Raw genomic sequence first — 19,830 nt, 5'->3', positions numbered from 1 at the left:
ATAGAGGACTGCGCTGATGGTGAAGGCATCGTAGGTCTGGCGACTTGCGCGCGGTAGGCCCGGCGCCGGAAGCACTCTGTTGTGCTGCGCGCACCAATAGCGGCGCGCCCGGGCCGGGCACGCCGCTTGCTGCTCGCGGTGTCTGTCTGGACAGGGAGGATCGACATGCCGAACTCGAACGCCTGTTTCGCCGCGCCGGCATGAAAAACCCGACGCCAACGGTGCGCAAGGGGCAATACCCGGGCCCGCTCGCGCGCGAGACTTTCCGTGAGCGCTTCATGCGGCGCTTCTACGACCCGGCCTTCAAGGCCGAGCGGGAAGCTCTGGAGCGCCTGGAGGCGATCGCCTGGGAGGCCTACGTACAGGGCCGCAAGTCGCCCGTTACCGTGAAGGCGGGGCCGGAATTCTCCGATCCGGGTTTCGACCTGTCGGTCGAATGGAAGGAAACGCGCGACCGGCTGGCGCGCGCCGCGCGGGTGCAGCAGGACCCGGACACGCCATCGCGCGTCCTGGTGATCGTCGGCGCTTCGCGCAATGACGGCACCTGTCCGGGCGAGGTCTCCAAGAGTTGGCGGCTGGCCCGCATCGTAGTGGAGGAATTGCAGGCGGCACGCGTGCACGCCGATATGCTGGACCTCAGCCGCCTGGTGTACGAATACCAGTGCCAGATCCACCCCTGCAAGGGCTGCGTCTCGACCGCGATGCCGCTCTGCCATTGGCCTTGCAGCTGTTATCCGAATCATTCGCTGGGCCAGGACAACGATGCCATGGCGGAAATCTACGAGCAATGGGTGGCGGCCCACGGCGTGATTCTGGTCGCGCCCACGTATTGGTACCAGTCGCCCAGCCCTTTGAAGCTGATGATCGACCGGCTGGTGTGCGCCGATGGCGGCAATCCCGATCCGACACTGACCGGCGGCAAGGATCCGCTCAAGGCCAAGCAGGTCGAACTGGCGGGCTGGCCGTACCCCAAGCATTTGGCCGGCCGGGCCTACGGGCTGGTCGTGCATGGCGACGTGGCCGGCATCGAAGGACAACGGCGCGCCCTGAGCGACTGGCTCGATTGGATGGGGCTGATCGATGCCGGCGCGGCCTCGCGGCTGGATCGGTATATCGGCTATTACCGCCCCTATGCCACGAGCCATGATGAGCTGGACCAGGATGGGGCGGTGCGGCAGGAAGTGCGCAACGTGGCGCGCGCCATGGTCAATTGCCTGCCGCGGCTGCGGCGGGGAGAACTGACGGAGCCGGCTCGGGGGATCAGGGATCCCAGGCCGAAATGAAGGCGCGGGGGCTTATCGAGCCCCGAAATAGCGGCATCTTCCTGGTCTGAGCGGCAGGGCGCGTCCTCCTGCCGCCCGCGACGCGATGCATATTCCACGCACGCGCGATTGCAGAAGGGAATCGTTTCCACAAATTATGGTTATCCCTAGCTTTCTTCGTAAGAAATGCCCCGCATAATTTGCGGAAACGTTTCCACATCAGAGAGAAAGCTGACCATGAGCAAGGAGCTTCAAGCCGCGCGGGTCCAGACCGTCATCGATCACATGGCGCTGGAGTGCGTCCAGGAATGGGACAAGGTGATCGATACCTTCGAGCATCCCCGTTACGAAATGCACTCCAGCGGCGCGACGTTCGAGGGCGTGGACGAGGTGATGGGCTACTTCCATTCTTCGCGCGCATCCTTCCCCGACCTGAAGAACGAGATCATCGCGGTGGCCGCGGCCGACGACACGGATACGGTCCTGGTCGAGTTCTGGCTCTCCGGCACGCACGCCGGGCCATTCTCCGTGGATGGCAAAACCTATGAGCCCACCGGACGCCGGTTCCGTGTACGCATGGCGGCAAGCTTCGAGTTCGCGCCGAATTCCAACAAGATCATCTGCGAACGCCCCTACACCTGCCAGAACGCGAAGCTGCGATCGCTCGGGTTGATGTAGCAAAACAATCCTGAACGGCCCCTGACCGGGCCGGAATCAGGAGGCCACTTCAGAGGAGACAAAAATGAAAACGCTGTCCTTCGCAGCGACGCTGCTCGCCATGCTCGTCTCGGCGCCGGTCCATGCCGACGACTATCCCAGCCGTCCCATCCGCATGCTGCTGCCTTTCTCCGCGGGAGGCGGGGGCGATACGCTGGGCCGCATCCTGGCCGAGCGGTTCTCGGCGGAGCTGAAACAGCCCGTCATCGTGGAGAACAAGCCCGGCGCGGGCGGAACGATAGGCATCGCCTCCGTCGCGCGATCGGCTCCGGATGGCTACACCATCACGATCGGCGGGATGACGACCCACATTCTTTCCCCTTCGGTCTACAAGGACCTGCCCTACGATCCAATCAAGAGCTTCGCTTCGCTGGGCGCCATCGGCAACTCGGCGATCATGGTCATCGCCAACAACGATTTCCCCGCCGACGATATCGATGGCGTCAGGAAGCTGGCGACGTCGCGGAAAGACCCCGTGCAGTACGGCAGCTGGGGGATCGGATCGACCGGCCATTTCTGCGGAGAGGTCCTGGTCCAGAAGGGCGACGTGAAGTTGCAGCACGTGCCCTACAAGGGCACCACCCAGATCATCACCGACGTCATCGGAGGCCATGTCGACCTAGGATTCGTCGATATGGCGACCGCCACGCCGATGATCGCGCAGCACAAGGTCAAGGCGCTGGCCGCCTGTACCAAGAGATCTCCGAGCGTGCCCGATATCCGCAGCTACAAGGAGCAGGGCATCGATTTCGACCGGGACCTGAACTGGGCGATGTACGTCCCGGCTGGCACGCCGGCGGCTATCGTCGACCGGCTGTCGGGCACGCTGGAAAAGGTGCTCAAGGAGCCGGACGTGGTCGAGAAGCTGCTCGGGCTGGGTATTACCGCGCAGTACGTGCCGGGCCCCGCGCATCAAAAGGCCAGCATCGCCGACATCGATGCATGGAAGGCGATCGCGCGCGACGCCGGCATCAAACCGCAGTAATGCCCTTTCCATCGGTAGCGGGCGGCCTCCCGCCCGCATTCCTGAACACGAGACTTCCATGACATTGCTCGAAGACCGCGTCGCCATCATCTCGGGCGCGGCCCATCCCAAGGGCATCGGCAAGGCCGCCGCGCGGCTGTTCCTGGAACATGGCGCGCGCGTGGCGATCCTCGACCTGGACGAGGAAGGCATACGGCAGAGCGCCGCGGACATCGGCGCGCCGCCTTCCCGGCTGCTGGCGTTGCGGTGCGACGTCGGCGACGCGGGGCAGTGCCGCGGCGCTGTCCGGCGGGTTGCGAAGTGGTCCGAGGGGCGGATCGACGTACTCGTCAACAATGCCGCGATCACGCAGAAGGCCGGTTTCCGGGAAATTACGGAAGGCGACTTCGACCGCATCCTGCGCGTGAACCTGAGCGGCGTCTTCAACCTGAGCCAGGCCGCCGTGCCGTACATGGCCGGGCGGGGCGCCGGCAGCATCATCTGCATATCGTCGCTGTCGGCGCAGAACGGCGGCGGCATCTTCGGCGGCGCGCATTATTGCGCCGCGAAAGCCGGAGTCCAGGGCATGGTTCGCGCGATTGCCAAGGAATTCGGCCCCTGCGGCATACGCGCCAACGCCATCGCGCCGGGGCTGATCACCACGGATTTCTCGCGTACCGGCCGCTCCGACGAAAGCAAGGACGAACTTGCGCAGGCCTGGCCGTTGCGGCGCGCCGGACGGCCGCAGGAAGTCGCTAGCGGCTGTCTCTTTCTCGCCAGCGATCTGGCGAGCTACATCACGGGCACCACGTTGGATATCAACGGCGGCGCGCACATGAACTGAGCGGGAGCAAAGATGAGCATTTTCCTGGGGGGAGTCCGTCAGGTCGGCTACGTGGTGCGAGACATCGAAAAAGCGATGGCGCACTGGTCCGGCGTTTTGGGCGTGGGGCCATGGTTCTACAAAGAAGACGTGGGCACGACCGAGTTCCGTTACCAGGGGCGGGAGTCCAGGCCGCCCAAGCTGTCCATCGCCCTGGCCAATTCCGGCGATCTTCAGATTGAGCTGATCCAGCAGCGCGACGATGCGCCCTCGCTGTATCTGGATTCGCTGAGCCGCGCCGGCGAATGCGCTCAGCACATTGCGTTCTGGACCTTGGACCGCTTCGACGAGTTCACCGCGCGTCTGCTGGAACGCGGGTACGTCGAGGGCCATGGCGGGCGGATGGGTCTGCGCGGGCGCTTCGCCTACTTCGTTCATCCCGAGCTCCCCAGCGCAATGATCGAAATTTCGGAGATGAAGGGCGGGAAGGGCGAATACTTCGCCGAAATCAGGAAGGCCAGCGAAACATGGGATGGAACCGCGCCGATCCGGCCTCGGACCTGATCGCGGCCGGGGCCGGAAGACGGTGTATGTTAGGCCCTTTTGGCACAGGCAAAGATCCGACCATGAAAGACCGAATCACCATCCGTGACGTCGCCAGGAAGGCGGGCGTATCCCTGGGCACGGCCTCGCGCGCGTTGAATCGCACGGGCCGGGTCAGCGATGCCGCCATCGCCGCCGTCGAACAGGCCGCCCGCGAACTGGAATACAAGCCGGATCCCGTCGCCCGCAGCCTGCGCACGCGCTCGTCCGGCGTCATCGGCCTTCTCGTTTCGGATCTGGCCAACCCGTTGTATGCACGCATTATCACCGCTACCGAGGCGGCGTTGCAGGCAGAGGGATATTCGCTGCTCGTCGCCAGCACGCACAACGAGCGCAAGCGCGAGGACTCGTTGATCGAGATCTTCCGCGGCCGTCGCGTCGACGCGCTCATTCTCGGGCCGTGCGAGAAGGAATCCGCCGAACTGATCGAGAAGCTGTCCCGCGAGATCCCGGTCGTGGCGCTGGACCGGGATTTCGGCGCAAGCTGCGCGGGGATACTGGTCGACCATTTCTCGGGCGCGCTCCAGGCGACGCAATACCTGTTGAACCTGGGCCATACCCGCATCGCGCTGCTCACGCCGGGAACCGAGCTGCGGACGGGCAAGGAAAGAATCGCCGGCTTCCGCAAGGCGTTCGAAGACCGCAACCTGGAACCGGAGCCGGCCTTCATTCGGGCGGAGCATTCGGCGATGCAGTTCGCCTTTGCGGAAGCGATGTCGCTGCTGTCCTACGCGGAACGGCCCACCGCCTTCATCTGCCTGGGAACGAGAATCCTGTCGGGCGCGCTCCAGGCCATCCGCCACACGGGCTATTCGGTGCCGCGCGATGTCAGCGTGATCAGCATCGGCGATACCGATCTGTCCCAACTTTTCAGTCCGACCATCACCTCATTGAGCTGGGACCTGGAGGTGGTCGGAACCTGCGCGGCGCAACTGGTGCTGAAGCAGCTCGATCGCCAGACCGCGCCCGCGCACAACGAGCGCATTGTCATCAAGACACAGCTGATATTGCGCGAATCCTGCGGCCCCGCCGCCCCCACTTGAATCGGTGAATTCGACACCAGGAGTAGCCATGGCAACGCCTTACACCATTACCCACCAGGACCGCCTGCTGACGGTCAATATCGAAGATGGAGTCGAGCTTCCCGGCGCCGCGCCGGGATCCTCCATCATCCCGTTGTTCCTCGATCGCGAGAACGGTGTCTGGGTGCTGTACGGCAAGTTTGCGCCCGGTACGCGCCTGCCCACGCACTTCCATACCGGCGTGGTGCATTTCTTCACCACCAAGGGGGAATGGAACTACCTGGAGTATCCCGACGATCCGCAGACGGCAGGCAGCTACCTGTACGAGCCCGGCGGTTCCGTCCACACCTTTTCGGTGCCGGAGAGCGCGGCCGAGCCCGCGGAAGGGTTCATGGTCGTGTTCGGCGCCAACATCAACTTCGTGGACGGCGAGTTCGCCAACATACGGGACGCCGGCGCGATCGAGGATTCGATCATCCAGGCGGCCAGGAAAGCTGGCCTTCCGCTGCCGCGCTACATCCGCCCGAAAGGCGGCGCCGAATTTACGCGCGACTGAACCAGACGGAGCTCGAGAGCATGAGGCTCGCATCCAAGATTGCCCTGGTTTCCGGAGCGGGGACGCTAAAGAAATCCTTTTCCGCCGCGGATCAGGTCGGCAACGGTGCCGCCTGTGCAATCCGGTTCGCGCGGGAGGGCGCCCTGGTCGTCTGCACCGACAGGTCCCTTGCCGCGGCGCAGGAGACGGCCGCCATGATTCGCAAGGAGGGCGGTCAGGCGGAAGCTTTCGAGCTCGACGTCACCGATACGCCGCGGATAGAGGCAGTGGTAGAGGAGGTCTTGCGCCGCCACGGCGGCGTGGACGTCCTGCACAATAACGTTGGCATCGAGATCCAGGGCGACCTGCTGGCGGTCACGGACGAGGCCTGGGACCAGGTCATGGCGGTGAACCTGCGGGGCGCCATGGCGATGTCCCGGGCAATAGTGCCGTCCATGCGGTCCCGCGGGGGAGGTTCCATCATCAACGTTTCTTCCACGGCCAGCCTGAAGTGGAGCCCCATGCAGTTCCTGTCGTACAGCACGGCAAAGGCGGGGCTTAACCACATGACGCGCGTGATCGCGCGCCAGTACGCCGCGGAGCAGGTGCGCTGCAATTGCATTGTTCCGGGGATGATACGCACGCCCCATGCCGATGCGCTCTATGCCGGCGAGGCCGAGGCGGCGGAAGGCCATCGGATCCGGGACGCCCGCTGCCCCATGGGGCGCCAGGGCAGCCCCTGGGATATCGCGAACGCGGCGCTGTTCCTCGCTTCCGATGAGGCGGCCTACGTGACCGGGTGCCTGATGGTCGTCGACGGCGGCGCAAGCCTGTAACCCGCCGTGCCTGGCGGCGGGCCCGGCTGGGTACATCGTCAAGCGTCCGGGCCGCCGCGAGGCAGGGATTCCGGCGGCCTGCCCCGCGACGAACCCAGGCTCAGCCGGTATTCATGGGGGGCCAGCCCGGCGGCGTTGCGGAATGCGCGGGCGAAGTTCGCCGGACTGGAGTATCCGAATTCCATCGCGATTTCCGTGATCGAGGCGCGGGTTCCGGCGAGCAATTCCTTGGCCCGCCGCATGCGGATGACGTTCACCAGCTCGCGGAAGTCGGATCCGCTATCGCGGCGCAGCACCCGCTGCAGCGTGCGCACGCTGGTGTCGAGCGCGCGCGCGGTGCTGTCGATGGACACGGAGCCGGCTTGAACCTGAGCGTGGATGTGCGCCACGACGACTCCCAGGAAATTGCCCAGGCCGGCGGGTTCGAAAATCGCGCGCTCCACGTCCTCGACCGTCAGCAGGCGAGGCTGGTGCCGGCCATCGGCGCGGCGTTCAAGCAGACGGGCGTCGATGCAGACGGATACGGCGTTGGTCCCGAACACGACCGGGCACTGGTATACGTCCTCGAACGGGGCCGCGGCCACCGGTCGCGGGATGTCCAGTTCAATCCAGGCCGGGAGAAAGCCCGGCCCCAGATAGGCGCGCAAAATGCTGAGTAAAACGACCGCCGTGCCGCTCGCCACGTGCACGTAACCGCGGCGGCCCCGCGTGGCGTTGAAATAGCTGGCCCGGGCGACGCCTGCTTCGACGGAGAGTGTCATCCGGTCGCCGGTGCTGTGATAGCCCAGGGAGGAGGCCGCCCGGGTCAGGGCTTCGCCCAGGCTGTCGGCGGCCAGGACATATTCGCCCCAGCGGCCGTAGGTCGTCAGCGACAGGTGCGGGGCGGAAAACAGCCCGAGGTTCACGCCGCCGGAGCGCCGCTCGATTTCCCACAGGAAATCGGTCATGAGGGCCTGGGGCACGAAGCATTCGTGGTTTTCGATCAGTTCGAAATCAAGCATCACGGCCTGCTTGGCGTGCCGCAGGATTTTCTCGCCGAACGCATGTCGCACCAGCCCCGATATGCCAGCCAAGGTGGTGACGGAAATGACCGGCGGCGCGCGCGTTCCAAAATGCAGGTCCGGCCGGGCGGGCGGCGGCGTCAAATGAGTGGCGGCGTGATTCACTTCTGACTACCCTTGGCCTGTCGTTGCGTGAATCTGCGGGCATGTTTCTGCCTTGCAGAAGCCGGTTTTTCTTGGTGGGTCGATATTACAGGCGCCCGGGCGAACCGGTTGCCTGTGCTGCCGTTTTACAACACCGGCGGAAGGGGCCGGGCCGGGGACACAGGTCTTGGTGCTGTGCACAACGCAAGCGCCTGCCGAGGGAGATCCCGTAGCGTGTTCTCCGCGAAGGCAAGGAGGGCGCGGGGCGGTTTAACCCGAAAGGTGAACAGACGCTCGCAAAAATCGCCTTTACACTTTCCTGTTCGTTTGAATGGAGGCCTTGCGCGTCGAGCCGGCTGCTGCGGCCCCTCCCAGGGCCAGGAGGCATCGCATGAGTTGGGAAGATGACTGGCTGTGGGGCCTGCCATTGTTCGTCGCCACCATCGTCGTGCACGTAACGGCGTTTCTGGCGATGGCCCGGATGCTGGCCGCCGCCCCCGCCCATCTGGCCCAAAGCAAAATCCTGTTCGGCGTCTCCGTTGCGCTCTTTGCCTTGTTTGCCGCCGTCCTCCATGCCCTGGAGGCGCTGGCCTGGGCATTCCTGTACGTGCATATCGGCGCCGTGCCCAGCCTTGCCGAGGCGATTCTCTATTCGCTGGAGGCGATAACCAGCTATGGGCACGCGCCGGCCTTCCTGCCGCCTCACTGGCGGCTCGTGGGGGCCATCGAAGCGGTGAACGGGCTCGTTCTGTTCGGCCTTACCACCGCATTCTTCTTCGCCGCGATCCAGAACGGCCGGTCGAGAAACTCGACGCGCGCGGGTTCAGTCTGACACCCTTTTTTTCCCTCGAAATCGGAGCCGCGGGCGGGTGGCCTTTATCATCGGACCTGCGGCGGCCTTGCGACCCGGGCCGCGCGCCGCTTCCTGGGCCTTGATCGTAAAGGAGACTCTTTAGTGGTTAGATCCGCGACGACAGCATCGATTTCTTTTCTGCCCCACGCTCATGCCGCCAGCTTTTGGCGGCGCCGGCGGGAAAGGCCCTGGCTGGCGGCCCTGCTGCTGGCGGCGATGCTGTGTTGCATGTCGTTCGCCTGGCAGGCCAAGGCCGTGGCTGCGGTGCCGTTGCTGCCGCAAGAGTCGGCCGCGCCAGCCTCCGGCCTGACGCCGGCCGCGCTGGCCGACCTGCTGGAGAACCCCGAGGCGCGCAAGGCGCTGGTGGACCAGTTGCGGGCGCAGGCGTCCGGGGCGAAGCCGGCCGCGTCCCGCCCGGCGGCCGCGGCCGCACGTCCCGCGCAGCCGGCGGAGCCCGGACTGCGGGAACGCATGGCCGACGACGTGCAGCGCTTCCTGACCGGCCTGGCCACGGACATGGGGCAGGGCGTGGAGGACATGCGCGCATTGGCCTCGGGACGCAGCCTGCGCATGGACCGCGGCACCGCGGGCAATGCCCTGCTGCCGCTGGCGCTGGCCGCCGCGGTCACCATCATTGCCTTCATCCTGCTGCGGATGATCGCCATGTACGTCTACACGCGCATCGACCGTTGGGTGGCCCAGCAGGGGCGGGCGCCCGAGGCGCCGCCGAAACGCGGCGCGCCGGCCTCCATGCGCGTGCTGTACCGGCGCGCGGGCGCCATCGTGGGGGCGCTGGGCATCGACGTGGGCGTGGTGGTGCTTGCCGCCATGGCGGGGGGAGCCGCCGCTCTTTGGGGCACGCCGGGGCGCGGGGTGCTGGATACGCTGGCAGCCGTGTTCCTGAAGGCTTTCGTGTCGGTGGAGATCGTCAAGGTGGCGGTCCGCACGGTATTCGCCGTGAAGCATCCGCACCTGCGCCTGCTGCCCATGTCCGACGAGCATGCCAAATACTGGAACGCATGGCTGCTGCGCATCGTCGTGGCGGCCGGCTACGGCACGCTCCTGGTCGATCCCGTGGTGTCGGCTTCGCTGTCGCCCGCCCTGGGCAGGCTGGCCAACCTGATCATCATGCTGGCGGTCTACGCATACGCCGTGCGCGTCATCTGGCGGAACCGCCAGACGGTGCGCGAACGCCTGGACCGCCGCGCGGCCAGCGCCACCACGTTCATGGGATCGCGCCTGCACGTGCTGTCGCGCGTGTGGCACGTGCTGGGCATCGGCTATTTCACGATTCTGCTGGTCGTCAGCCAGATAGATCCGACCAACGCGCTGCCCTTCATGGCCCGCGCCACCGCGCAGACCCTTCTGGTCATCGGCGTGGGCAGCCTGCTGATCCTGCTGCTGAACGCCGTGCTGGCCAAGCCGATCAGATTGCCGGATGACCTGCGGCAGCGCCTGCCGCTGCTGGAGGCGCGGGTCAACGCCTACGTGCCGGCCATGCTGAAGCTGACCGGCCTGATCATCCGCATCGTCCTGGTGCTGCTGGTCCTCGACGCCTGGCACGCCTTCGACCTGTCGAGCTGGCTGGCGTCGGAGGCCGGGGGCGCGGCCATCAAGATGGTGCTGAACATCGCTATCGTGCTGCTGATCGCGGCGCTGGCATGGACCGTGATCGCCAGCGTGATCGAGCACCGCCTGAGCCAGAGCGAAGGGCGCGGCCTGCCCAGCGCGCGCGAGCGCACCCTGCTGGCGCTGTTTCGCAACGCCGCGCTGATCGTCATCGTCACGATGACGCTGATGGTGCTGCTGTCGCAGATCGGCATCGACGTCGGTCCGCTGATCGCCGGCGCCGGGGTGGTGGGCCTGGCCATCGGCTTCGGCGCGCAGAAGCTGGTGCAGGACATCATCACCGGCGTGTTCATCCAGCTGGAGAACGGCATGAACGAGAACGACGTGGTGCAGGTGGCGGGCGTGTTCGGCACGGTCGAGAAGATGACGATACGCTCCGTGGGCATCCGCACGCTGGACGGCGGCTACCATCTGGTGCCGTTCTCCTCGGTGGACGTGGTGGCCAACCACATGCGCGACTTCTCGTACCACCTGGGCGAATACACCATCGCCCACCGCGAAAGCGTGGACGATGCGATCGTGCACCTGCGCGCGGCTTTCGCCGAACTGATGACCGATACGGTGCTGGGGCCCGAGATCCTGGAAGAGATGACGGTGGCTGGCGTCACGGCGGTCAACGAGAAGGGCGTGACCATCCGGATCCTGATCAAGACCACGCCCGGCATGCAGTGGGCCGTGCAGCGCGGCTACAACCGGCTGTTGAAGAAGCATTTCGACGCCGCGGGCATCGAGCTGCCGTATCCGCACACGGTGGTGTACTTCGGCCAGGACAAGCGCGGGTTCGCGCCGGCGGCCAACGTGACGTTGCAGGCGGAACGTCCCGACGAGGGCGAAGATGCCCGCGCGGCCGGGCACACGCGCCGCCGCCTGGAGCCGCAAGCGCCCAGCGGGGATTCGGCGGAGGTGCTGGGCAACGAGCTGGAGGCGCGCGAGGAGTCCGACGCGCCGCGCGCGTAGCGATACGCGGGGCAGGCGCGGGGACGGCGGATTTGGCGGCCCCCGCGCTGTGGGACGGGCGGGAGACGACTGCGTCGGCCTTGCGTGACGGCGCATCCGCTTACGTCTGCCCGCCGTTCAAATGAAACAATTCCTCTCAAGCGCAGGCTTGGATGCCGTTCGGCAGGCGGTGGCACGCCGTTTTGTCGAGCCGAATACACGTTTCGTCGAAAAACGCTGCGTTGTCTTTTGAGGCGGTGATAAAAATCGAAACCTCTTCGATTGGAACCGAAACAGCTTCCGGCTGATGGCGATGGCCGGAGTTGTCCGCAAAGGATTAGCGATGAAGAAGCTGACGGCCAGCCTGGCGACGCGCCGGAATGTAGCGACGGCATTCGGACGGGACCCCAGGCCGGCGCGGCCGCATTTCAGCCTGCTTTCCTCCATGTCGGTTACGGCGGTGGGGCTGATCCTGGCCCAGCCGGCAATGGCGGACGTCTCTTGCCCGCCGCCCAATTCCTCGACTTCCTCGGCCACCACCTGCACCGCGGATGCCAGCGCAAGCGGCAACCTGACCGTCGATTACACCGGCGCCACGGGCACCGGCACCAACGGCGGCGGCTATGGCGGCAATTACATCGTGGTCAACAATGGCTACCTGGGCCCCAGTCCGCAGCAGGCGGTGCTGCTCGTGCGCCTGAAAGGCGGCACCGGTTCGCCCGACGGCGACGGCGGCGGCACGTTCGGTGGCTGGGGCGGCACGATCACCATCACCAACAACCAATCGATCGACGCGAATGGAACGCCCACGGAGGCAGCGCAAGGCACCGCGCCGGGCATTTGGGACGACAGCAGCGCCCAATTCGGCATTTACGGCGCCTCGGTGGGCGGCACGGGAGGCACGCCGCCGGACGACGTCGGCGGCGGCAGCGGCGGCAGCGGCGGCAACGGTTCGCCGGTCACCATCGGCAATAACGGGAGCGTCACGTTGATGAGCCTGCCCTACGGCGGGGCGGGCATCTACGGGGCCAGCATCGGCGGCTTGGGCGCCGACCAGATGAGCGCCGCGACGAGCGACCAGGTGGGCGGCAACGGCGGGAACAGCGACATCGTCAACATCACCAATAGCGGCTCGGTCTCGGTATCGTCCGACAAGGCGGGCCGCTATGCCTGGGGCATCGGCGCGGAGTCCATCGGCGGCGCCGGCGGCGTGGCCAACGGCTGGGGCGGCACGGGCGGCGGGGGGAACCCGGCCGGCGCCACCATCGTCACGAACAACGGGAAGGTGGACGTGCAGGTCGAAGTCCCGGGGGGCGCTACCAGCAATCTCCTGACCAACGGGGTGCGCGGGCTGTATGCCACCAGCCAGGGCAATGCCGGATTCACATCCAGCGACGGCAGCGACAACGGCGGCGCGGGGGGCGGGTTCGGCACGGTCGCGGCCGTCAATAACGGCCAGATCTCGGTCACCAGCTACTCGGTGCCGGCGCCGACCACGCTGGCCGGCCTGTCCGGCGGCATCGTGGTGGTGGGGCTGGGCGGCGACGGCGGCGACGGCCCCCAGACCATCACCAATACCACCGGCGAGATCGCCGGCGTGGGCGGCACATCCAATTACGTGGCGAGCGTCACGCTGAATAACGGGTCGTCGATCACGACCTCGGGCGATTATCTGCCCGGGGTCAGCGTGGTCAGCCAGGGCGGCAACGGCGGGGCGGGACGCGAAGACAGCAATGGCGCCGACGGCGGCAAGGGCGGCCCCGTTCAGATCGGCATGAGCGGCAGCGCCGCCATCGAGACCTATGGGGCGCAATCCCATGGCATTGCCGCGCGCAGCTACGGCGGCGGAGGCGGGGGCGTGCTGACCAGCAGCGGCCTTGTCGATTTCACGCCGGAGAACGCAGGCGTCGGCGGCGCGGGCGGGACGGTCACGGTGACGACCGGAGATGCCTCGACGAATACGGCCGGCGGCACGATCAAGACGCAGGGATCCAATGCGATCGGCATCCTGGGCCAGTCGATGGGCGGCATCGGTGGCACCACCACCGGCAATTTCGAACTGTTCGGCGATGCCGGGGCCAATGCCGGCAGCGGCGGCGCCAGCGGCGCCGTCTATATCGACAGCCGCACCGCCATTTCGACGTTCGGCGATTCGGCGCACGGCATCGCGGCGCAAGCCATTGGCGGAGGCGGCGGCACGGCGGGGCCCAGCAGCGGCATCATCGCGGTGGGCGGCGCGGGCGGAAGCGCGGTCGCCGGCGGCACGGTGACCGTCAATCAGGACGGCAGCCTGGGCACCTCGGGTTCCGCGGCCATGGGCATACTGGCCCAATCCATTGGCGGCGGGGGAGGGGACGGGGGCGGGGCCAATGGCGTGGCGGTGATCGGCGGCACGGCCGGAGGCGGGGGAGCGGGCGGCAATTCGACGGCCAATCTGAACGGATATGCGGTCTCCACCGGCGGCGATCATTCCTATGGCATTGTGTCGCAGGCGATCGGCGGTGGCGGCGGGACGGGCGGAGCGGCCTCGGCCTACGATGACAGCGTGGGGTTCTCCATGGCGGTGGCGGTGGGCGGCACGGGCGGCGCTGGGGGCGCCGGCGGGGTGGCGCAGGCCAACGTGAGCAACGCCAGCGTGAAGACCATCGGAAGCGACGCGCATGGCGTGATCGCGCAATCGATCGGCGGAGGCGGCGGCGCCGGCGGCGCGTCGGTGGCCCAGGCCATGACCATCGCGGTGCCCGCGGAGGACGTCTCGTTCGGCGTGGCGGTCAGTTTCGCCATGGGCGGCACGGGAGGCTCGGGCGGCGCCGGAAACTCGGCGACGGCAACGCTGACCAATGCCGGGGTCTCGACGCAGGGCGCGAACGCGCAGGGCGTGATCGTGCAGGCCATCGGTGGCGGCGGCGGCATGGGCGGCAGCGCGTCCGCCACGTCGACGGTCATCGGCACGGGCGACTCCATCGGCGGGTCGCTGCAGGCGTCTCTGGGCGGCAGCGGGGGCAGCGGCAACACGGGGGGCAGCGCGACGCTGGCCATGATCGGCAGCAACATCACCACCGCGGGCGACTCCGCCAACGGGATCCTGGTGCAGAGCGTGGGCGGCGGCGGCGGAGCCGGAGGCGTCGGATCGGCCACGGGCCGCAGCGCCAATACCGATGCCAATGTATCGATCTCGATGGCGCTGGGCGGCACGGGCAACTCGGGCGGCGACGGCGGCCTTGCGAGCCTGACCATCGATTCGGCCAGCTCCGTGACCACGAGTGGCGATGGCGCGCGCGCCGTGCTGGTGCAATCCATCGGCGGCGGGGGCGGCGCATCGCAGGGCGGCCAGGTGGGCCTGGAAGTCCAGGCGACCCAAGAGGACAGCACCACGGACTTCAACGGTTCCGTGGAAGTCGGCCGCGGCGGCGGCGGAGGCGGCAATGGCGGCGCGATCGACCTGAAAAGCGACGGCAAGATCACCACCTATGGCGCCGACGCGGACGGTCTGCTGGTGCAGAGCATCGGCGGCTCCGGCGGCCTGGGCGGCGCGGTGGGCGGCAACAGCGCCACGGCCAATCCGCTGCCGTCGGTGAACGATTCCGGCACCACCTATCAATTCCACGTCTACGTGGGCGGGACGGGCGGGGCGGGCGGTAATGGCGGCGCCATAGGCAGCAGCAGCGCGCCCGCTGTCCTGGGCGCATACACCCAGACCTATGGCGACTACGCGGACGCGGCGGTGGTGCAATCCATTGGCGGGGGCGGCGGCGCGGGCGGCGCCTCCACGGTGTCGTCCAGCCTTTCCATGTCCAATGTGACGCTGGCAGTCGGCGGCCGCGGCGGCAACGGCGGTTCGGGAGGCGCCATCACGGCCGCGCTCAATGACGACGGCGGCAATGCTTTCAACACCGCCGGCTACGGCGCGGCGGGCATCGTGCTGCAGTCCATCGGCGGGGGCGGCGGCATGGCGGGATCCGGATCCCCGCGGGCGAGCGGCCAGTTGCTGCTGGGCGGCACGAACGAGTACGGAGAAAGCATCACCATTACTCCGGGCAGCTGGGCCAATATCGAAACCAAGGGCGACAGCGCCTATGGCCTGGTCGCGCAATCGATCGGGGGCGGCGGCGGGATCGCCATGGCGGGCAGCGCCGGTTCCGCGGCAACGCCCGGCAGCCTGCAGTTCGGGATGGTCGCGGGCAATAGCGACGGAGGCGGCTATGGCAGCCCCGTCACGATTTCAGCGGGCCTGAACCTGAACACCTACGGCGACAGGGCGATGGGCGTCATCGCGCAGTCCATTGGCGCGGGCGGCGGCATCGCGACCTCTGGCTGGGCGGACGGCGTGGGGTCGCTCCAACTGGGCAGCCAGCGCAATAGCACCTATGGGGCCAATGCCAGCGGCGTGAACCTCGATCTGAGCGGCACCGTGACGACGCGAGGGGCCGGCGCTCACGGCATCGTCGCCCAGTCCATCGGCGGGGGCGGGGGCATCATCGGCGACGTATCGCAAGCCATCCAGTTCAATCCGCAGGGTTTCAACAGGCAGTCGGTGTCGGTCAACTCCGATGGCGGCGGCGGCAACACCGTCAACGTTTCCTTCAATGGCTCCCTGACCACCACCGGCGCCAATGCGCACGGCATCGTCGCGCAATCCGTCGGCGGCGGCGGGGGGCTTGCCGGCGGCCCGCAGGGCGGATTCGCCGGGGCGTCCGGGCAGAACGGCACCGCGAGCACCGTCTCCGTCGAGCAATGGGGCGCCTTGAACGCGACCGGCGCGGGATCGGCGGGCATCTTCGCGCAAAGCGACGGCGCGGCCTGGGTAGATCGGGTTACGGTCACCGTCAACGGAGATGTGCAGGGCGGTTCGGGATCGGGCAGCGGCGTGTGGATCGCCGCGGGCAAGGAAAACCAATTGACGGTAAATGCCGGCGCCTCGCTGGGCGCCCTGTCGGACGTGGCCGTGCGCTACAACGGGTACGGCGCCTCCTCGGGGTCCAAGCTGACCATCAACAACTTTGGCAGGCTGGCCGGAAGCACGCTGTGCAGCAATGCCGACGGCGACAACGCCTGCATTCTGAACAACCAGGCCGGCGCCGTGGCGACCGATGCCGTTACCTACAATGCCGACGTTCACAACGACGGGCTGATCGTGATCGGGAAGCCCGGCCAGTTCCAGACGCTTACGGTCAGCGGCAGCCTGACCCAGTCCGGCAGCGGCGTGCTGCGCGCGGACGTGGACTTCGATCAATGGCGGTCCTCGCGCATGGTCGTGGAGGGCGATGCCAGCCTGGCGGGAGGCATCGACGTGCTGCCGCAGGCGCTGCTGCCCAATCGCGAGCTTTCGGTCCTGACGGTGCGGGGGAACTCGCAGGGGGCGCTCACCGCGGTGGACAGCCCGGTCTATGACTATGAGGCGCGCCAGGTCGGGCCGGACACCCGCATTCGCGTCGCGTCTGCCAATTTCAATGCGCCTTCGATGGATTTGAAGGGGAACCAGAGCGAGGTCGCCGGCCATCTGCAGCGCATCTGGGACGCGGGCGGAAACTCGGCGCTTGCGCCGCTCTTCGCGCAGCTGGACCTGGCGTCGCGCCAGGGCGCCGACGCGTACGGAGGCAGCGTCGCCAACCTGTCTCCGGGCGTGACCATCGCGCCGGCCGTGCAATCCGCGGCGAACCTGGGCCAGTTCACCGGGGCGATGATGTCGTGCCCGACCTTCACCGGCGTGGATGCGCTGACCGGAGAGCAGAACTGCTTCTGGGGCCAGGTCACCGGCCGCGCCACGAACCAGGATGGCAGCCGGGGCACGGCGGGTTTCGACTACGACACCGTCACGTACCAGTTCGGCGGCCAGCGCGAGGTCAGCCCCGGCTGGTTCCTGGGCGGCTCCGTGGCCTACGAGAACAGCCACGTGCGCGCCAGCGACGGCAGCGTGCGGGGCAGCGGCGACAGCGGCTACGCTGGCGTGGTGCTCAAGCGGGAGGAGGGGCCGTGGGTGTTTTCCGCCGGGCTTGGCGGCGGCTACGGCGGTTACCGCATGGACCGAGACATCGACATCGCGGGCTACCAGGACACGCTCACCAGCCGGCCGGACGTCTACGGTTTCAATGCGCGCCTGCGCGCGGCGCGCACGTTCGCCTACGGCAACGTGTACGTGAAACCCTACATGGATCTGGATTTCAGCTACAGCCGCATGCCCGCATACACGGAATCGGGCTCCAATCCGCTGGCCCTGTCGGTCGACAGCAGCGACCGCTTCATCATGGGCGTGTCGCCCATGATCGAGTTCGGCGGCCGCTCGGAACTGAAGAACGGGGCGATGCTGCGCCCATTCCTGTACGCGGGCGTTTCCTTCTTGTCCCAGGACGACTGGACGTCGAGCGCGCGCCTGCGCGGCGCCCCGGCGGGCACCGGATCGTTCGGCACCACGCTGCCCATCGACGATGTGGTCGGCAAGGTAGGGGCTGGCCTGCAGGTGATGAACGCGGGCGGCGTGGACTTCCGCCTGCAGTACGACGGGCAGTTCTCCGAGCACGTGCGCAGCAACAGCGCAACGCTGAAGGTGATGGTGCCGTTCTGAGCGCCGCTCAGGACCGCGCCACGGCCCGCCGCAGGCGCAGCGATGCGACGCGGCCCAGGACGACGGGCGCGACGTCATTGATGAACGCCACTTCGGTCTGGGAGCCGGAAAGCTGCGACAGATGGGAGATATGTTCGAGATTGATGATGATAGACCGGGACAGGGCGCAGAAGGGCGGGCACGGAAGCTGCGCCGCGAGCCGTTTGAGCGTGATGTGCATCAGCTCGTTCGCGCGGTCGGCGCCGCACAGAAGCACGTAGTCTCCCTGGGCCTGCGCGAGCGTCAGCTCCTGGACCTTGATGAGTTTCGTGCCGGCCTTCGTCCGCATGGACAGGTAGCCCGCGGTGCGGGGGCGCAGCCGCGCCAACGCCTGGACCAGCCTGTCGGGGCGCACGGGCTTGAGCAGGTAGTCGACCGCTTCGACGTCGAAGGCGCGCGCGGCGTAATCGTCGTGCGCGGTGACGAACACTACCGCCGGCGCGGGGCCGGGGCCATGCAGGAGGTCGAATCCGCTGCCGGACGTCAGTTCGATATCCAGGAACACTGCGTCGGGACGAAGCTGCCGCAGCAGGGTCTGCGCCTCCTCGATGGTGGAGGCTTCGCCCGCGACCTGGACCTCGCCCGCGGCTTCGAGCAGGCGGCGCAGATAGCGCCGCGCGGGGGCTTCATCGTCGACGATCAGCACGCGCAGCATTTTCCTCCCAGCCGCCCGGACGAGGCGGGTATAGTTTTCCGGTCCAGCACGCGGGTAAATATAAGGCCATATGCGGTGTCCGGTGAACCCTGTTCGCCGCGGGAATACGGCTTCGGGAGGGGGTGTCCATGATCTTCACATCCGTCAGCCAGGAACTCAGCCAGGGCGATTCCGCGCCCGGGTTCTGGCGCGCCCAGATCGTGGGATGGATGTTCCTGGCGTTCGTGGGGTTCTTCATCCGCCTGGCGGTGTTCGGCAATGCGGTCGTAGCGTTCTGGCTCACGCTGGGCCTGGAGCCGCTGGCGTTCGCGATGACCAGCGCGGCCGCGGTGCTGCATGGCCGGCGTTCGGACAAGGCCGACGCGCCTCTGCTGGTCCTGGCCTGCGCGGTGCTGCTGTGCCTGGCCGCGTCCGCGCTGCTGGCGCTGATCGCCTACGCCATTCACGGCCTGTTCGCGTCGGAAGCCATCAGGGTGGTTCCCGGCAATCAATACCGGCTGGGTTTCATCTACTACATGGGGATCCTGTCCATCTGGACATTGATCTATTTCGGCGTTTCGGCGGAGCTTGCGGCGCGCACCGAGCGCATATCCAAGATGCGGGCGGAAACGCGTTCCCTGAGGCTGGAGCTCGAACACCTGCAGTCGCAGATCGAGCCGCACTTCCTCTTCAACGCGCTCAATACCATCGTCGCGGAGATCGCCGAGCGGCCCGGCATCGCCGAGGACATGACGCGCAGCCTGGCCGGCTACCTGCGCTATTCGCTGGACAGGCGCGGGCGCGGGCTGTCCAGGCTGGAGGAGGAAATCGAGGCCGCCCAGGCCTACATCCGCATCCAGGCCTTGCGCTTCGACAAGCGGCTGGAATGCCGTTGCCAGATCGATCCGGCCACCCTGGAAATCAATATCCCCCGCATGACGTTGCAGGGCCTTGCGGAGAACGCCATCAAGCACGGCATGCGGTCCCAGCACGACAGGTTCCAGATCCGGATCCGCACCCGGCTGGCGGGCGATGAGCTGATCATCGAGGTCGACAACCCCGGGCAATTGCAGGCGCCCTTCGATCTCGCCAAGGGCGGCGGCGGGCTGGGGAACCTCTGCCGCCGGCTGGCGCTGCGCTACGCGGACAGGTACGCGTTCTCGCTGGAGCAGCGGGGCGAGAGGACCGTGGCGGAGATCAGGCTCAAGGGTAGCCCGGACGCCCTGTAGCGCGCTTTCTTCGGCCATGCAATCGTGTCAAACTCGCGCAT

Annotated in this window: 14 protein-coding genes; 12 read left to right on the top strand and 2 right to left on the bottom strand. The window is 67.2% G+C overall.

What is annotated here, in order from left to right:
• Nucleotides 1–200: 200 nt before the first annotated feature.
• The 8 genes from ACN6PJ_RS05085 (at nucleotide 201) to ACN6PJ_RS05050 (ending at nucleotide 6,762) form a co-directional block, all read left to right on the top strand.
• Nucleotides 201–1,283 carry a flavodoxin family protein gene (locus ACN6PJ_RS05085; protein WP_427994812.1) on the top strand — a complete coding sequence of 361 codons (1,083 nt, stop codon included), beginning with the start codon at nucleotides 201–203 and terminating at the stop codon, nucleotides 1,281–1,283.
• 216 nt (nucleotides 1,284–1,499) lie between these two features.
• Entirely contained in the window at nucleotides 1,500–1,940 is a 441-nt protein-coding gene (locus ACN6PJ_RS05080) for an ester cyclase (protein ID WP_427994811.1), read from the top strand.
• A gap of 64 nt (nucleotides 1,941–2,004) precedes the next feature.
• On the top strand, nucleotides 2,005–2,964 hold the full coding sequence (locus tag ACN6PJ_RS05075) for a Bug family tripartite tricarboxylate transporter substrate binding protein (protein WP_427994810.1): 960 nt from the start codon (nucleotides 2,005–2,007) through the stop codon (nucleotides 2,962–2,964).
• Between the two features lie 58 nt (nucleotides 2,965–3,022).
• Nucleotides 3,023–3,787, top strand: coding sequence for an SDR family NAD(P)-dependent oxidoreductase (locus ACN6PJ_RS05070; protein WP_427994809.1), 765 nt, complete (start codon nucleotides 3,023–3,025; stop codon nucleotides 3,785–3,787).
• 12 nt (nucleotides 3,788–3,799) lie between these two features.
• A complete protein-coding gene (locus ACN6PJ_RS05065; protein WP_427994808.1) occupies nucleotides 3,800–4,330 on the top strand; it encodes a VOC family protein in 531 nt (176 codons plus the stop codon).
• A 62-nt stretch (nucleotides 4,331–4,392) separates the two neighbouring features.
• Complete coding sequence (locus ACN6PJ_RS05060) at nucleotides 4,393–5,412, top strand: substrate-binding domain-containing protein (RefSeq protein WP_427994807.1); 1,020 nt, start codon at nucleotides 4,393–4,395, stop codon at nucleotides 5,410–5,412.
• Nucleotides 5,413–5,440: 28 nt separating this feature from the next.
• Nucleotides 5,441–5,947 (top strand): 2,4'-dihydroxyacetophenone dioxygenase family protein, encoded by a 507-nt coding sequence (locus ACN6PJ_RS05055; protein ID WP_427994806.1) that lies wholly within the window; start codon nucleotides 5,441–5,443, stop codon nucleotides 5,945–5,947.
• Nucleotides 5,948–5,967: 20 nt separating this feature from the next.
• Entirely contained in the window at nucleotides 5,968–6,762 is a 795-nt protein-coding gene (locus ACN6PJ_RS05050; RefSeq protein WP_427994805.1) for an SDR family NAD(P)-dependent oxidoreductase, read from the top strand.
• Nucleotides 6,763–6,800: 38 nt separating this feature from the next.
• Here the strand turns inward: ACN6PJ_RS05050 and ACN6PJ_RS05045 are convergent, their stop codons facing one another.
• Nucleotides 6,801–7,928, bottom strand: a complete 1,128-nt coding sequence (locus ACN6PJ_RS05045) for an AraC family transcriptional regulator ligand-binding domain-containing protein (RefSeq protein ID WP_427994804.1) — start codon at nucleotides 7,926–7,928, stop codon at nucleotides 6,801–6,803.
• Nucleotides 7,929–8,298: 370 nt separating this feature from the next.
• Here ACN6PJ_RS05045 and ACN6PJ_RS05040 point away from each other — a divergent pair, with 370 nt between their 5' ends.
• From ACN6PJ_RS05040 to ACN6PJ_RS05030, 3 genes are all read left to right on the top strand, one after another.
• The gene (locus tag ACN6PJ_RS05040; RefSeq protein ID WP_427994803.1) at nucleotides 8,299–8,739 is read left to right on the top strand and encodes a hypothetical protein; all 441 of its coding nucleotides are present in this window, start codon (nucleotides 8,299–8,301) and stop codon (nucleotides 8,737–8,739) included.
• Nucleotides 8,740–8,988: 249 nt separating this feature from the next.
• Nucleotides 8,989–11,346, top strand: coding sequence for a mechanosensitive ion channel domain-containing protein (locus ACN6PJ_RS05035; RefSeq protein ID WP_427994802.1), 2,358 nt, complete (start codon nucleotides 8,989–8,991; stop codon nucleotides 11,344–11,346).
• Between the two features lie 322 nt (nucleotides 11,347–11,668).
• Nucleotides 11,669–17,887, top strand: a complete 6,219-nt coding sequence (locus ACN6PJ_RS05030; RefSeq protein ID WP_427994801.1) for an autotransporter outer membrane beta-barrel domain-containing protein — start codon at nucleotides 11,669–11,671, stop codon at nucleotides 17,885–17,887.
• Between the two features lie 7 nt (nucleotides 17,888–17,894).
• Here ACN6PJ_RS05030 and ACN6PJ_RS05025 read toward each other — a convergent pair whose 3' ends face one another.
• A complete protein-coding gene (locus tag ACN6PJ_RS05025; RefSeq protein ID WP_427994800.1) occupies nucleotides 17,895–18,581 on the bottom strand; it encodes a LytR/AlgR family response regulator transcription factor in 687 nt (228 codons plus the stop codon).
• A gap of 128 nt (nucleotides 18,582–18,709) precedes the next feature.
• On the opposite strand from ACN6PJ_RS05025, the gene ACN6PJ_RS05020 reads away from it, so the two are divergent.
• A complete protein-coding gene (locus tag ACN6PJ_RS05020) occupies nucleotides 18,710–19,789 on the top strand; it encodes a sensor histidine kinase (RefSeq protein WP_427994799.1) in 1,080 nt (359 codons plus the stop codon).
• Nucleotides 19,790–19,830 lie beyond the last annotated feature (41 nt).

The organism is Achromobacter sp. (assembly GCF_050285585.1).
Classification (GTDB): domain Bacteria; phylum Pseudomonadota; class Gammaproteobacteria; order Burkholderiales; family Burkholderiaceae_B; genus Achromobacter.
Note: the sequence above shows the minus strand (reverse complement) of the source record. Positions and strands in the feature narration are given on the sequence as shown.

What these genes read in the sequence shown, in the direction of transcription:
- ACN6PJ_RS05085 (WP_427994812.1), top strand. Translation starts at nt 201, where the DNA reads ATGAAAAACCCGACGCCAACGGTGCGCAAGGGGCAATACCCGGGCCCG.
- ACN6PJ_RS05080 (WP_427994811.1), top strand. Translation starts at nt 1,500, where the DNA reads ATGAGCAAGGAGCTTCAAGCCGCGCGGGTCCAGACCGTCATCGATCAC.
- ACN6PJ_RS05075 (WP_427994810.1), top strand. Translation starts at nt 2,005, where the DNA reads ATGAAAACGCTGTCCTTCGCAGCGACGCTGCTCGCCATGCTCGTCTCG.
- ACN6PJ_RS05070 (WP_427994809.1), top strand. Translation starts at nt 3,023, where the DNA reads ATGACATTGCTCGAAGACCGCGTCGCCATCATCTCGGGCGCGGCCCAT.
- ACN6PJ_RS05065 (WP_427994808.1), top strand. Translation starts at nt 3,800, where the DNA reads ATGAGCATTTTCCTGGGGGGAGTCCGTCAGGTCGGCTACGTGGTGCGA.
- ACN6PJ_RS05060 (WP_427994807.1), top strand. Translation starts at nt 4,393, where the DNA reads ATGAAAGACCGAATCACCATCCGTGACGTCGCCAGGAAGGCGGGCGTA.
- ACN6PJ_RS05055 (WP_427994806.1), top strand. Translation starts at nt 5,441, where the DNA reads ATGGCAACGCCTTACACCATTACCCACCAGGACCGCCTGCTGACGGTC.
- ACN6PJ_RS05050 (WP_427994805.1), top strand. Translation starts at nt 5,968, where the DNA reads ATGAGGCTCGCATCCAAGATTGCCCTGGTTTCCGGAGCGGGGACGCTA.
- ACN6PJ_RS05040 (WP_427994803.1), top strand. Translation starts at nt 8,299, where the DNA reads ATGAGTTGGGAAGATGACTGGCTGTGGGGCCTGCCATTGTTCGTCGCC.
- ACN6PJ_RS05035 (WP_427994802.1), top strand. Translation starts at nt 8,989, where the DNA reads ATGTCGTTCGCCTGGCAGGCCAAGGCCGTGGCTGCGGTGCCGTTGCTG.
- ACN6PJ_RS05030 (WP_427994801.1), top strand. Translation starts at nt 11,669, where the DNA reads ATGAAGAAGCTGACGGCCAGCCTGGCGACGCGCCGGAATGTAGCGACG.
- ACN6PJ_RS05025 (WP_427994800.1), bottom strand. Translation starts at nt 18,581, where the DNA reads ATGCTGCGCGTGCTGATCGTCGACGATGAAGCCCCCGCGCGGCGCTAT.
- ACN6PJ_RS05020 (WP_427994799.1), top strand. Translation starts at nt 18,710, where the DNA reads ATGATCTTCACATCCGTCAGCCAGGAACTCAGCCAGGGCGATTCCGCG.